We start from the raw sequence: 15511 nt of genomic DNA on the forward strand, positions 1-15511 counted from the left end.
CCTTTTGCCAAATTACAAGAAAAGCTTCCAATCTTCACACTATTTTCCCATTATTCTGTCTCTCACGTATTTTCCGGTGTCAGACAGATCTCCATCGGATAAGCTGCCCGTGGCTGTTGAATCGGACTTTATAAGTGCCGATGTCTCATTCTTGTTACACAGACTCCATGATGAATAGCTGAGATTATTCTCGTTTATAAGCTTGAACCACTCGTCAGATGAATCGTAATCAATACCTCCATTGCCCGATGCATCGCACAGGCTGAACTCACTCACAAATACAGGAAGTCCGTTGTCCAGAGCCGTCTTAACCTTATTTCTCAGGTCATCCTTGTGGGTAGCCGCATAAAAATGCACTGCGTACATGATGTTGTCATAACCGGTTATCGGATCCTGTGACGCAATATCGACATCCTGGCTCCAGTTTGGAGTTCCCACGATTATCAGAGCATCTTTGTCGTTTGCCCTGATGACCGGTATTATGGTCTCGGCATACGACTTGACACTGCTCCACTGGGTTCCACCATTCGGCTCGTTGCAGATCTCATATATGACGTTCTCCTGTGCCGCATATTTCTTAGATACCTTGTCAAAGAATTCTTTTGCATCATCTATATGATTATTCGGATCACTATCGCTTAGTATGTGCCAGTCAACTATGACATACATGCCAAGCTCAGTCGCTGCACTAACTCCTTTGTCGACAAGAGCAAGTATCTCGTCCTTATCTCCGCCACTGCAGTATCCGTAGCTGTCTCCTGTATCCGTATACATCGCAAGTCTTATAAGATTTGCACCCCAGTCATCCCTCAGAGTCTCAAAGGCTTCCTTATTCACATAATCAGGGAACCATGTGATTCCATGGGTGCTGACACCCTTAAGCTGATATTTGTCTCCATTCATGTCCACTATATCCGTTCCTTTTACCGAAAGTTTTCCATGTGTTTCAAATGGGATCTCTCCCGGAACATTTGTATTGTTTTTCTTCTCAGTGGCAGCGGATTCTGTATTTTTCCCGCCTCCGCTTGTTTCATTGCTGTCGGTCTTCTCAGGCGCTGAAGCTACCATCTTAAGACCATCTCCGCTGTACTGTGTGTCATTTACATACAGCACGTATTTCTCAACGGCGATGTCATCTGAAGAGAAATTATATCCGAGGTTGATACTGCCCTTAGCCGGTATCTCCTGGGTGTAATCCACGGCCTTTATTGACACTGTTTTGCCTGATATCTTGTACTCTCCGCCCCATATCTGATCTACAGCCGGAGTTCCCTTATATGTAATCTCAAGCTTCCAATCCTTTGCAGACGCAGATGTGTTGTTATATATGTTGATGCTCTCTGTAGCACACTTTTTGCCATCTGCCTCCCACGTTGTATCATGTCCTATCTCAGCATAGAAATCGCCTGCAATATCCAAGGATTGGTCATCCTGTTTTTCTGACGGCTCAGTTGTATCGCCCGTATTGTCAGCACTTTTTACTTCTTCTGTGCCTGCAGAAGTCTCCTGCAGCGTTTCTTTCTTAACGGAATCACCTTTCTTTCCCGAAGCGATCACATATCCCATAACCGCTATAATTATCAGCAAAATGCCAATAATTATTCCCATAACTATCGTTTTCTTATTTTTCATGGTATACCCCCTTTTTTTATTTATAATACAGGCATAGTGTACAGCCTGTCATCCCCTTTGTTTATCAGTTTCGCATCTATCTCCTGTCCATAGCGGTCGTATACGTCCTGCGCCGCCCTAAGCATGTCAGCATGATTGTATATATCCCCAACCTTGAACATCAGCTCCCCGCTCTGTCTTATTCCAAAGAAATCGCCCGGGCCCCTCATCTTGAGATCCTCACCGGCTATATAGAAGCCGTCATTTGACTTCTCCAGAACATTCAGTCTCTCCATAGTATCCTTGTCCTTTTTTCCGCTCATGAAAATGCAGTACGACTGGAGATTTCCTCTTCCTACACGTCCCCTGAGCTGATGGAGCTGCGCAAGGCCAAAACGCTCTGCATTCTCCACCATCATAACTGTGGCATTTGGATTGTTTATTCCAACCTCTATGACCGTAGTTGAGACAAGAATGCTTATCTTACCATCTGCAAAATCCTGGAGTATCCTGTTCTTTTCCTCCGCCTTCATCTTACCGTGCAAACATACCACCGAAGTGTCAGCGCCATATCCATCCCTGATGGACTTCTTCAGCTCCTCCGTATACTCGGTCACATTTGCAACATCGTCCAGAACTTCGCTGGCCTCCACCATCGGGCAGACTATATATATCTGATGCCCCTGTGAGACCTCCTTCATGATAAAGCCGAGAGCCGTCTTCCTGTAGCTCTCATCCACAACGCAGTTCTTGATCGGGATTCTTCCCGCCGGGAGCTCATCTATAACTGAAATGTCAAGATCGCCATACATGATGATCGCAAGGGTTCTCGGAATAGGTGTGGCACTCATAACAAGCGTGTGCGGAGCTTCTCCCTTTGACGCAAGTCTCTCGCGCTGCTTTACACCAAATCTGTGCTGCTCATCAGTTACAACGAGCGCCAGCCTTCCATACTCCACCTTGTCCTGTATGAGGGCATGTGTTCCGACCACAACCTGCACATCCATATTCTTGATGCGGCTGTACATCTCTCTTTTCTCTTTCGCTGTCATGGAACCCGTCAGAAGTCCCACAGATATTCCGTATGGCTCAAACAGTGAACTGAGCTCCTTGTAATGCTGAACCGCCAGAACCTCAGTCGGTGCCATGATCACTCCCTGATAGCCACTTGCAGCCACTGCGTATAATCCGGCTGCTGCAACTATGGTTTTTCCTGATCCGACATCCCCCTGAACCAGCCTGTTCATGACATGTTCAGAGCGCATATCGTCAAGCATATCACGCACCGCATTCATCTGCGCCCCGGTAAGCTTGAACCTCAAGTTCTCAATAAACGTCCTGACCTCCTCATCACAGTTTATTATACATGTATTTTCTGCATACACATTGTCGTCTTTTATCCTGTGAAGGTTTGATATAAAGCTGTAAAATTCATCAAATGCCATCCTCTTCACAGCCCCCTTGAGCTTCTGCTCATCCTGAGGAAAATGAATCGAGTGGATAGCCTTTTGTATACCCATAATATGGTACTCATCAAGCACATTGTCATGCAGGTAATCCTCAAGCCTGTCTATGGCTTCCTCTGCGCCTCTCACAGCCTTCTGTATGGTCTTCGAGGTTATACCGGGCGTTACCGTGTACACCGGCTGCCAAACATGCGTAAGTTCGCCGTATTTATCATCACTGTAGTATTCCGGCTGCGTCATGGTCATCATACCGCCCTTATAAGCCACATTTCCTACAAACACAAACTCCTGACCTATATGAAAGAAATTACGCAAAAAAGGACAATTAAACCAGGTAAGTTTAATTGTCCCAGAGAAATCCTTTGCGTACAATGTTACTATGGTCAGTCCATGTACTTTTCTGACCTCCGCACGGCTGTTCACAACAGCCCTCACGGACTGCCTGCTTCCCGCCTGCAGATCTGATATATCCACCGGATCCTCATAGGTGACATATGTCCTGGGGTAATTGAGAAGCAGATCGTTCACCGTCTCTATCCCAAGCCGGGCAAATGCCGACGCAGTCTTGTCACCTATGCCTTTTATTGTCTTTATGGAGTCATTCAATTCCATACATACACCTCTTCACAACGGATCTCACAGATACACAGAAAGTTATTCCACAGATACTATATAATAGTATATCGGCTGTCCGCCATAGTAGCACTGCACATCAACATCCGGATATGCCTCCTCCACTCTGCCAGCAAGCTTCTGCGCATGCTCCTCAGACACATCAGCACCATTATATATGCTTATAACCTCTGAATCCTCATCGACCGCATCTGCGATCAGTTCAAATGTTACATTCTCTATATCATTTCCAACACTGACAAGCCCCTTATCGCCGATACCCATGATATCGCCCTCCTTGATGGCCTTTCCATCGATCGAGGTATCTCTTACGGAATAAGTTACCTGTCCGCTTTTGACATTCTTGACAGCCGACTTCATGGCAGATCTGTTCTCGTCCACATCGACTGTACTGTCGAATGCGATCATGGCGCTTATGCCCTGAGGAGCATTCGCGGTTGGAATCACAATTATATTCTTATCTTCACACAGAGTTGCCGCCTGATTAGCCGCAAGAACAACATTCTTATTGTTCGGGAGTATAAATATATTCTCGGCATTCACATCATCGATCGCATTGAGCATATCCTCAGTGCTTGGATTCATGGTCTGTCCGCCTTCTATAACACGGTCTGCTCCAAGCTCTTCAAAAAGAGTCTTGAGACCATCACCCATGGATACCGTAATAAATCCATACTTCTTACGAGGCTCCTTATGCTCCTGCTTTCTGTGCTGCCTCTCTTCCTCCTGCTTCTCGGCCTCATCGCGCTCTGCCTGACCGATAACACGCTCATGATGCTCTATCCTCATGTTGTCTATCTTCATATTAGTAAGGTATCCAAGTGTAAGACCCTTTTCAAATGCCTGACCAGGATGGTTGGTATGCACATGTATCTTAACTATATCATCAAGAGATACACATACTATCGAGTCACCTATAGACTCGAGGAAGCTCTTCAGATCATCCTCCTCAGCCTCGCCATATGGCTTCTCAAGATTGATAATAAACTCTGTACAATATCCAAACTTTATATCCGCTGTGGATATGGAATCGTTGCCTGCGCCTGTGGATGTTCTTGCCACATTCACTGTTCCTGTGTTCTTGCTGAGTTCAACTGTAACTCTGCCCATGAGACAGTCGACAGCACCCTTGAGCACCACCATGAGTCCCTGTCCACCTGAATCGACCACGCCGGCTTCCTTCAGAACCGGAAGCATCTCAGGAGTGGAATCAAGAACGGCATCTCCATATTCAATAACCTCGTCACAGAACTGTGCAAGGGACATATCTGCATCAGCACACTCCCTTGCCTTGGACGCCACGCCCTTGGCAACTGTGAGAATCGTTCCCTCCTTAGGCTTCATGACAGCCTTATATGCAGTCTCCACAGCCTTCTGAAAAGCGTCTGCTATAACGTGAACATCTATGGTCCTTGCGTCCTGCACTTTCTTGCTGAAGCCTCTCAAAAGCTGTGACAAAATTACACCTGAGTTACCTCTGGCGCCTCTGAGCGAACCTGTGGACATGGCCTTTGCTATGGACTTCATATCATCAGGTGCCGCCTCAACCTCCTTCACTGCAGACAGGATTGTCAGCGTCATATTAGTTCCTGTATCTCCGTCAGGCACAGGGAACACATTAAGTTCATTGATATATTCCTTGTTCTTATCAAGATTATTGGCACCGGCAATAAATGCTTTCTTCAGTGCAAGCGCATCAATCGTATTACTCACTTTACTCTATCCTCCAAACTAATCAAGTACTTTAACATCTTCAACATAGACATTGATATGGCTGACCTTAAACGACGTAAAATCCTCTACCTTGTACTTTACCGACTGCATAAGATTGTCTGTGACAGCCTTTATACTAACGCCATAAGCAACAACTATGTGCAGCTCAATGACTATATCACCATTCTCATCAAAACGTACATTTACACCCTTAGAAACATTGTCTCTGCGGAGCTGCTTTACAATTCCGTCCTTGACACTGACTATTCCCATTCCTACTATTCCAAAACAGTCAAGGGCTGTAAGTCCTGCAACCTGTGCAACAACACTCTCATCTATACTTACTTTACCGTTATCGCTATTAATATATTCCTTCATACACGACTCCTTTCTAACAAAGTCACCAGTGTTCATCATATCTACCGACTTATAAACACAATTACTCATCAATTATAGCATAAATCTAATTTTATTCTATAGTATTTCTTCATTTCCAATAAAAAATAAATATTTTGCTTGCATATGGAAAAATAATCTGCTATTATATGTCTTGTTGTGAACTTAGGAAGAAAGTTAGTTTATTCATTGAAGGAGGTGCTATTATGGCAAAATGTTCAATTTGTGATAAAGGTGCTCATTTCGGTATCAAAGTGAGCCACTCTCATAGAAGAGCAAACAAGATGTGGAAGTCAAATGTTAAGTCTGTTAAGGCTGTAGTTGATGGTACACCAAAGAAGATCTATGTTTGTACATCTTGCTTAAGATCTGGTAAGGTCGAGCGTGCATAATATTTGCATAATATCACCGATTCAGTTCTGGTATAAATAAGAGTGATGGTCCTCAAGGATCATCACTCTTATTTTTTTATCTGCAGGAGAATATATAAGATAACAGCAATAATATAACGATTATGAGAAATTCCACAAATCCACTTATGAAATATCCTATAACCACTCCCACCGCTGTGAAGAAAAACGCAAATCCTGTGAATTTTTTCCAGATAAAAAATCACCACCATAATGATTTATTATCATTATATGTGGTGACTTTTTAATAATGCATTTCCCAACGCACTGAATCTTACTTATATTATATATTCTGATATTTATTATTCTGTGACAGATTCCTCTGACTGTGCGACATCATTTATCGCCTTGTCAACATTCTTCTCTTCCTCTGTCTTGTCCTTCTTGAACAGACCCACGATCTTATCTACGACCTCTGGGGCCATGTCTATGATCTTTGTTACGGCATCCTGGTTCTTGAGATTTACAAGTCTCGTATTTCCTCCTGAGACGACAAGAACAGCAGACGGGCTCATCTTTGCTCCGATTCCTCCGGCAGCTTTGTTGCCGTCCTGCTTATTGAACGCTCCGGCAGCCATACCAAAATTGACATCTACAAGAGGAATAATGATCGTGTCACCGACATACACAGGCTCTCCCACCACCGATTTCGATGATATAAAGCCATCCATTCCCTTAAACATAGAACCAAGTGTTCCCTCAATATTCATATTTGCCATATCAATTTCCTCCTGATATCTTTTTTAATCGAGCAATAGTTATCTTGACATTCTTGTTCCAGATCACCTTCAGCACGCTCCAGCCGATTGTTCCAAGTCTTATCCTGCCCTTCATGAACAGGTCTCCTTCCAGCCGGGCTTCAGAGAAATCCGGTGTTATATCTATATTATCATAGTATAGTGGGAAAAGCAGGCTCATATACCCCAGACGCTCACCTGTTGTTGCCGGGTCATCCGCACCATATATGATCTGCCCCTTAAGCTTTGTGGGCTTAAGATGCTTTAACACCTTTATCAGTTCAACCTTGAAAACTCTCATGGCTTCCTTTGTTCTGACATTGTGTACAAGCTTAGTATAGCCATCTTTTTTCTTTTTCAGACTGGCAAACTTCTCTGACAGATCTTTGAACTTCGATACAACCGTCTTTGCCATACTGTCTATCCTTCTGCCCAGCCTGATGAGCGGCCCCGGTACGGGCTCCTCAAATTCGCTGTCCTCAAGAAGAAACTGCCTGTCCTCCGGCTCCACCGATGGATAGTCTTCATATCCCGGACTGTCAGAAGCTTCTTCCTCTGTCTCAGCCCGACTGTATTCCCCGGGTTCAGAATATACCTCTTCTTCCGGCTCCGGTATGGCACTTTTTTCGCTGCCCATGATGGTTCCGCCAAACAGCCTCAGCCTGTACCGAAGGCCGTCCGAATCATACAAAACCTTAAAACACAGGACAAAACCAAGCCATCTGGCAGAGAACTTCGCAAATATGTCATCATCCTTCTTCACATACGCCCTGTATCTCACCGGCGCAAACAATACGAGAAGTGCAAGAAGCACTACCAGTCCCACCAGCGACAGGATAACTATGAGCAGTATCTTCAATATCAACCAAACAATATGCATGCTCCATCCCCTTAGACCCAGAGACTATCTGGTCACGATGCAAAAAATCTCTCCACATCAACATCCCCGGTCTTCTTATATATATCATCTATTATATCCCTGACAAGCAGTACAGCCTGGAATCTGCTTGGAGCTGCACCGACAATATGTATAGCATCGCCCATGTCAGTGTAGATCTTCTGCCTGAGTTCATTCAACTCATATATCTCCAGAATCCCATCTCCAAACAACGGAAGTGTGATAACGAACACTCCAGGCACATATTTTACTCTATGGAAGCGCCTTATTCCTCTGACCATCCTTATGATCTGCCGGTCCCGGGCTCCACCAACATAAAACTTATCATCAATGACCATATTCAATCACCTGTAATAAACAGTTTATTCTTCCATCATCTGCTTTATAACAATATAGTCCGCAAGAAGTTCACTTTTTTCCCTGCATCTCGAAAGAGATCCGTTTACATATTCCCTGATCTCATCAGTTGTGTTGAAGAAAACAGGTATGTTGGAGAGTATCTTTGCCATGATGGCTCTGTTGACTGTCATTGAGTTGGCAGCAAACAAATCTGCAAACTCATTTGTCAGCTTCTCCTTACATGCAGCTATATAATCAGTATCCACATTGAGTACGCCCATCACAGCTATATTGTCTATATCCACAAACATACTTCCCGAGAGAAGCTTATCCATAATCTCCAGATCTCTGTATGTATCCTGAAGCTCATTTGCGGCAATATCATCGGTGTAACCGGTTGAGATGTCATACACAGCGGACTCAAGCATTACCTTATGCTCTCCTGCCAGCTCCTGTTCTCCGACGATATCGTCAAGGAGTGCATATACATCCTCAAGATGCTCTCCGTCGTCAGCGACAGCCTTCTCTATGACAGTCATCGCTTTCTTACAGCTCTCAGATACGCCTTCCTTTGAATCCAGCGCAAGCATCATAACATAGAGATCGTTTACAAGCTCTATGATGAGCATATATTCAGTCACAACCGAATTCAGGAATGCTGCACTTCTGTCCAGCACATCAGTGAGCTTTCTGTAACCATCGTAATCAAGAGCAGTGTAATCACCGGCCTTTAAGACCTCAAGCGCCTCATGTAGTTCAGGGTACTCTGTCTCAAATCCCTCTGGAAGTCTTATGAGAGCAGTATTCTCGATCATCTCAATAAACTGGTCAAGAGACTCCTTCTCCACTCCATTATATATATCTAGCGTTTCTCCCAGAATGTCATAGAATCTGTTCTTTGTCATACGTATCGGGAGCTGTCCTATGATGGACTGCAGTTTGGAGTTGATGGCAACCTTGTCCTGATCTGCGAACACAAATCTGTATATCTCTTCTGCAAAGTCACTGACGCCCGCCTCATCGAGCTCCTTAAGCTCCTTCTGTATCTCCTCGTCAACATTCTCCGGATAACTGTATTCTTTCCTGTTTAAAATATACTCATACATCTCAAATGCATCCGTGTATGATGTGAGCACCTTCATCTTGGCTGTTATGGTGTTCCTGACATCCGAGATAAGCTTCATGTCAGCATCCTCGCACACCGTCTTATCTCCCACAACAAAGTCGCCTATCATCTTGTCGATCACAGCTTGGCACTGAGCGATATATGGATCATCAGGGACATCCCCATCCATATGCATGTCCTTGAGTGTCAGGTAATTCAAGGTGAATTTGTGGCATGCATATTCATAATTTGCTTTCGATGCCACCCCTGCAAACAGTGCAAGATTCCTGTCCAGATCCTTCTTTCTCTGTATATCGGTTATAAGCTTCTTCTCTTCATTATACATAATAAACTTCCTCTTTTATCTTCTTTATAAATCTTTGATCATATATCCTAGTTGTGTGTATGGGTAAACAGATGATCCTGACAATACTCCTTGTTACCTGTACACTTTGAGCAGTACCTGAACTGCAGATCAGGATAATCTTTGTCCGTTCTTCCACACACAACGCATCTGTGTCCGATATTCTCCTGTTTTGCTGTCCGCACCTGCCTGTTATAATTCCGCCGCCTCTTCATCTGCTTTGGCGAAAACTTTCTGAAGTTCTTCGTGCTCAGATAGAATATCACAAAGCTCACAAGTGACATGGCTATGTTCACTCTTCCCATAAATGTCTCATTGATGAAGTAATACGCTATAATGACGATATACAGTATCGAGAGATACTTCATCTTGATCGGTATGATCATGGCGTATAACACGCTCATGTCAGGATAGCATACCGCTATAGCAAGGAATATGGACATCAATATATAATATGTCGATGCATATGCGAAATAACCAGTCGAGCTCGCGTAATCATACCTTATGATATAGGTACAGAATATGTGTGCAAGCATTATACCGATCATGGTAAACAGCATGGAGCTGAACATGTACAGATTATAAAGGAATGTTCCGATAGTACGTTCCAGCAGAGATCCCAGACTGTAGTAAAATATCAGCATGATTATCGTGAATATATCGACACCGAATACCGGTGGTGTGATTATCCATGTGAAAAGTCTCCACACCTGTCCATGCATTACCGCCGCCGGATCAAGTGTCAACATGAACAGTATCTTTGGCTGGAACATGAACAACAGATATCCTATACCGTAGCCTATGATGAGGTATAATGTGAGGTTTCGAATGGAGTATCTGCCAAACTTCTTCTCGATCTTACTTATTATATTCATAGAAAAACTCCTGTCATACTTTTTTAAACTACACCTTTTGAATTATATAATATAAAAAATGAGTTTACAACAGTAGAATAATTAAGTTTTTCTAACCTGGCGGATAACAGCAAAATAGCTGCCAGCTATAAACCGGCAGCCAGGACAGATATCATACAGCCATGTGCATCCATCTACTTCTGAAAGTCCACATACTTTATCTCCATGTCCGCGGCAAGGGCCATCTTGTAGAGACCCGGATTGAATTTGAACAGATCATCCGGAGATACTCCGGTATTCTTAAGGACATCCTCAAATGTATCTCCATCCTGCACTGTATATATAAGAAAATCTTCCTCCATGATCACGGGAATACACACTTCATCCCCCGGCTGCATATTGTATACGTTGATGTACGGGTTTGCTGATATGATGTCGCTGAGCTTTACCTTGTATATCCTGGACAGCTTATACAGTGTGTCCCCTCTCTTCACTACATGGATAACTCCGTTACAGGTATCAAAATTCATAGCTTACCCCTGAAAGGCTTTTTTATAATATATTCACCTCCGATGATATAGTTACCTGCAAAAAACTTTTATTTTTACATTTTCTGGTAATGGTTAAGTTTTTATAAAGTCATTGTATTTTTTTAAACCCTACACTATAATAAAGTAGCTTTATCGGCAGAAATGTCGAAATCAAACACATTCAACACACAAAAGAAATTGGAAGGGTTGTTTTATGTACACATTAGGAATTGATATTGGATCAACAACAGTTAAGGTTGCTGTCCTTGACAAGGACAACAAGATACTTTTCTCCGATTACAAAAGACATTTTGCAAATATCAAAGAAACACTTAAAGATCTTGTACAGGAAGCAAAGGATGCCCTCGGCGAGAACGAGGTCAATCCATGTATAACCGGTTCAGGTGGACTGGCTCTCGCTCAGCTCATCGGTGTGCCATTTACACAGGAGGTAGTCTGTGTATCAGAGGCACTGCAGGACTATGCACCACAGACCGACGTTGCCATAGAGCTCGGCGGTGAGGATGCCAAGATCATATATTTTACAAACGGAATAGAGCAGCGTATGAATGGTGTCTGTGCCGGAGGTACAGGCTCATTCATCGACCAGATGGCTACACTTCTGCAGACCGATGCATCAGGTCTTAACGACTATGCAAAGGATTACGATACCATCTACCCTATCGCTGCAAGATGTGGTGTATTTGCCAAGACAGATATACAGCCACTCATCAACGAGGGAGCTACAAAGCCAAACCTGGCCGCTTCCATATTCCAGGCCGTTGTCAACCAGACTATATCCGGTCTTGCATGTGGTAAACCTATCAAGGGCAATGTTGCATTCCTGGGCGGTCCTCTTCACTTCCTCCCGGAGCTGAAGAATGCATTTATCAGAACTCTTAACCTGACAGGTGATGCCATCATAGATCCGGGACACTCACATCTGTTTGCAGCCGTAGGTGCCGCCATGAACTCCAAGCCTGAGGTATCCATGACACTTTCAGAGCTTATACATGCACTCTCACAGGAGCTCAACCTCTCCTCAGGTGTAGAGAGACTTGCGCCACTCTTTGAGAGCGATGAAGATTACGAGAAATTCAAGGCAGATCACAACAAGTACGCCGTAAAGCGCGGTGATCTCGCAACATATAAAGGAAACTGTTTCATCGGTGTCGATGCCGGTTCAACCACCACAAAGGTTGCACTTGTCGGTTCTGACGGTGAACTGCTCTACGACTTCTACAGCAGCAACAACGGAAGTCCACTTAACACCACCATCAGAGCTATAAAGGATATATACAGCAAGCTTCCTGAGGGCGCAGTGATCGCAGGCTCATGTTCTACTGGTTACGGTGAGGCTCTTATCAAGCAGGCTCTCTCTCTGGATTTCGGTGAGGTTGAGACAATAGCCCACTACACAGCCGCAGCATTCTTCGACCCTGAGGTCGACTGCATTCTTGATATCGGCGGTCAGGATATGAAGTGTATCAAGATCAAGAACGGCGTTGTAGATAACGTTATGCTGAACGAGGCCTGTTCATCAGGATGTGGATCATTCATAGAGACATTTGCGAAGTCACTGAACTATGACATAGCAGATTTTGCGCACATCGCCATCACAGCGAGAACACCTATAGACCTCGGTTCAAGATGTACCGTTTTCATGAATTCAAAGGTTAAGCAGGCGCAGAAGGAGGGCGCATCCGTGGCTGATATATCCGCCGGACTTGCCTACTCCGTCATCAAAAATGCCCTGCTCAAGGTTATAAAGCTCACGGATCCAAAGGATCTCGGAAAAAACATCGTGGTACAGGGTGGTACCTTCTACAACGATGCAGTTTTAAAGAGTTTTGAAGTCATATCAGGAAGAACAGCCATAAGACCTGACATCTCAGGTATCATGGGTGCTTTTGGTGCTGCCCTCATCGCTAGGAACAAGTACAAAGAGGGATTTGTCACGACTATGCTCCCTATCGAGGAGATAAGAAAGCTCACATATGAGAGCTCCATGACAAGATGTAAAGGATGTACAAACAACTGTCTCCTCACAATAAACAAATTCTCAAACGGCAAGAGGTTCATCACCGGAAACAGATGTGAGAAGGGTGTCGGTCTGAAGAAGAACGCAGACAACATTCCTAACCTCTTTGAATATAAGCTTGGAAGAATATTTGGCTATGAGTCACTTAAGCCTGAGGAGGCAAAGCGTGGCGTGATAGGTGTTCCTCGTGTACTCAACATGTACGAGAACTATCCTTTCTGGCACACATTCCTCACAAAGCTTGGATTCTCAGTTGTACTGTCTCCAAAGTCATCGAGAAACATATACAGCCTGGGTATCGAATCCATACCTAGTGAGTCAGAGTGTTACCCTGCCAAGATCTCACACGGACACGTTATGTGGCTGCTGAAAAATGGAATCAAGTCCATCTTCTACCCATGTGTACCATATGAAATGAACGAGACTCCTGAGGCAAACAATCACTACAACTGTCCTATCGTTGCTTCTTATGCAGAGAACATCAAGAACAACATGGAGGAACTCAAGGCTGACGACATAACATTCATCAGACCATTTGTGGCCCTGGACAACGAGGAAGCTCTCGTAAAACGTATGTACCGTGAGATGTCCAAGTACTATGATGTGACAATGGACGAGATTGGAAGCGCCATACATGCGGCGTACGCAGAGGCAGAGAAGGTCAAGGAGGATGTGCGTGCTAAGGGCGAAGAAACTCTCAGATACATTGATGAACACGATATGCTCGGCATAGTTCTGGCTGGTCGTCCATATCATCTGGACCCTGAGATCAACCATGGTCTCCCAGAGCTCATCAACTCATACAAGATTGCTGTATTTACCGAGGATTCAGTCGCACATCTTGGCAAGGTCGAGAGACCTCTTATTGTCTCCGACCAGTGGATGTACCACTCAAGACTGTACAAGGCAGCCAACTACGTCAAGACCTGTGACAACTTAGAGCTCATACAGCTCAACTCATTCGGCTGTGGTCTGGACGCTGTAACAACTGACTGTGTCAACGATATACTTACCAAGTCAGGCAAGATATACACTGTCCTCAAGATCGATGAGGTCAGCAACTTAGGTGCAGCAAGGATCAGAATCAGATCCCTCATAAGCGCGGTCAACTCAAGACATGAACAGCACTACAAGACATGTCCGTCAAGCAGTGCCATCAACAGAATAGAATTTACCAAGGAGATGAAGAAGGACTATACAGTTCTTGCACCTCAGATGTCTCCTATCCATTTCGATCTTCTTGCACCTGCATTCAAGTGCATGGGAATCAACATTGAGATCCTGCCGGATGCAACCAAGGAGACGATAGATGTTGGTCTGAAATATGTAAACAACGACGCATGTTATCCATCTCTGATCGTTGTCGGACAGATGATGAGCGCCATCACTTCAGGAAAGTACGATGTGAACAAGCTGGCTGTCATCATGAGCCAGACAGGAGGCGGATGCCGTGCAACAAACTATGTAGGATTTATCAGACGAGCCCTTTCCAAGGCAGGCTACGGTCAGATACCTGTAATAGCACTGTCTGCCCAGGGCTTTGAGAAGAACTCAGGCTTCAAGATAAACTACAAGGTAGTAAAACGTGCAATGCAGGCTCTGATATACGGTGATGTATTCATGAGATGTCTGTACAGGACAAGACCTTACGAGAAGGAAAAGGGTTCGGCAAATGCACTCCATGAGAAATGGAAGAAGGTTTGTCTGGAGAGCCTTACAAAGACCGGAAGCAACGCAGTATTCAAGAAGAATATACAGGGAATCGTCCACGACTTCGATACTCTTCCACTCCTTGATATCAAGAAGCCTAGAGTCGGAATTGTTGGAGAGATACTTGTAAAGTTCCTGCCATCAGCCAACAACCACTTAGTTGACCTGCTAGAAGCAGAGGGAGCAGAGGCTGTTATGCCAGATCTCCTGGACTTCTTCATGTACTGCTTCTACAACAACAATTACAACTATGAGTTCCTTGGCAAGACCAAGAAGGGAGCCATAGTCAGCAACACTGTTATAAAGGTTCTGGAATCCTTCAGAAAACCTGCAAGGGATGCTCTTGAAAAGAGTAAGCGATTCGAGGCTCCTGCCCATATCGAAAAGCTTGCCGCCTATGCAAGACCAATCGTATCCATAGGAAACCAGAACGGCGAGGGATGGTTCCTTACAGGTGAGATGATAGAGCTCATAAAGAGCGGTGCTCCGAACATCGTGTGCGCACAGCCATTTGCATGTCTTCCAAACCACATCGTGGGCAAGGGTGTTATCAAGCATCTGCGTGAGGCATATCCTGAGGCAAACATCGTGGCAGTCGACTATGATCCTGGTGCATCTGAGGTCAATCAGGTAAACAGAATCAAGCTCATGCTTGCAGCGGCAAATAAGAATATGAAGAAATAAAATATCTATATATAACAATT

12 protein-coding genes are annotated in these 15511 nt (G+C 44.4%); 2 read left to right on the forward strand and 10 right to left on the reverse strand.

Annotation, left to right across the window (positions count from 1 at the left end; genetic code table 11):
- Positions 1-39 precede the first annotated feature (39 nt).
- The 4 genes from GT575_RS07525 to GT575_RS07540 are packed head-to-tail and all read right to left on the reverse strand — an operon-like array spanning position 40 to position 5801.
- A complete protein-coding gene (locus GT575_RS07525; RefSeq protein WP_161171810.1) occupies positions 40-1632 on the reverse strand; it encodes a cellulase family glycosylhydrolase in 1593 nt (530 codons plus the stop codon).
- A 20-nt stretch (positions 1633-1652) separates the two neighbouring features.
- Entirely contained in the window at positions 1653-3689 is a 2037-nt protein-coding gene (gene recG / locus GT575_RS07530) for an ATP-dependent DNA helicase RecG (RefSeq protein WP_161171811.1), read from the reverse strand.
- A gap of 42 nt (positions 3690-3731) precedes the next feature.
- Positions 3732-5423 carry a DAK2 domain-containing protein gene (locus tag GT575_RS07535; RefSeq protein WP_161171812.1) on the reverse strand — a complete coding sequence of 564 codons (1692 nt, stop codon included), beginning with the start codon at positions 5421-5423 and terminating at the stop codon, positions 3732-3734.
- Between the two features lie 18 nt (positions 5424-5441).
- Positions 5442-5801: an Asp23/Gls24 family envelope stress response protein gene (locus GT575_RS07540; protein WP_015534873.1), complete on the reverse strand. Its 360-nt coding sequence runs from the start codon at positions 5799-5801 to the stop codon at positions 5442-5444.
- A 224-nt stretch (positions 5802-6025) separates the two neighbouring features.
- On the opposite strand from GT575_RS07540, the gene rpmB reads away from it, so the two are divergent.
- Positions 6026-6211, forward strand: a complete 186-nt coding sequence (gene rpmB / locus GT575_RS07545) for a 50S ribosomal protein L28 (protein ID WP_015534872.1) — start codon at positions 6026-6028, stop codon at positions 6209-6211.
- Positions 6212-6531: 320 nt separating this feature from the next.
- Here rpmB and GT575_RS07550 read toward each other — a convergent pair whose 3' ends face one another.
- The 6 genes from GT575_RS07550 to GT575_RS07575 all read right to left on the reverse strand — a co-directional run bounded on the left by GT575_RS07550 (position 6532) and on the right by GT575_RS07575 (position 11056).
- A complete protein-coding gene (locus GT575_RS07550; RefSeq protein WP_015534871.1) occupies positions 6532-6948 on the reverse strand; it encodes a GerW family sporulation protein in 417 nt (138 codons plus the stop codon).
- A gap of 1 nt (position 6949) precedes the next feature.
- Entirely contained in the window at positions 6950-7846 is an 897-nt protein-coding gene (locus tag GT575_RS07555; RefSeq protein WP_117549020.1) for a DUF2953 domain-containing protein, read from the reverse strand.
- A gap of 32 nt (positions 7847-7878) precedes the next feature.
- Complete coding sequence (locus GT575_RS07560) at positions 7879-8202, reverse strand: hypothetical protein (RefSeq protein WP_015534869.1); 324 nt, start codon at positions 8200-8202, stop codon at positions 7879-7881.
- A gap of 24 nt (positions 8203-8226) precedes the next feature.
- Positions 8227-9654, reverse strand: coding sequence for a hypothetical protein (locus GT575_RS07565; protein ID WP_055273441.1), 1428 nt, complete (start codon positions 9652-9654; stop codon positions 8227-8229).
- Between the two features lie 47 nt (positions 9655-9701).
- Entirely contained in the window at positions 9702-10547 is an 846-nt protein-coding gene (locus GT575_RS07570; RefSeq protein ID WP_022216549.1) for a hypothetical protein, read from the reverse strand.
- Positions 10548-10720: 173 nt separating this feature from the next.
- Complete coding sequence (locus GT575_RS07575) at positions 10721-11056, reverse strand: LysM peptidoglycan-binding domain-containing protein (RefSeq protein WP_055144578.1); 336 nt, start codon at positions 11054-11056, stop codon at positions 10721-10723.
- 214 nt (positions 11057-11270) lie between these two features.
- Here GT575_RS07575 and GT575_RS07580 point away from each other — a divergent pair, with 214 nt between their 5' ends.
- Entirely contained in the window at positions 11271-15491 is a 4221-nt protein-coding gene (locus tag GT575_RS07580; protein WP_161171813.1) for a 2-hydroxyacyl-CoA dehydratase, read from the forward strand.
- The last annotated feature ends 20 nt before the right edge of the window (positions 15492-15511 follow it).

It is taken from the genome of Coprococcus sp. BIOML-A2, from assembly GCF_009875795.1.
Taxonomy (GTDB): Bacteria; Bacillota; Clostridia; order Lachnospirales; family Lachnospiraceae; genus Coprococcus; species Coprococcus aceti.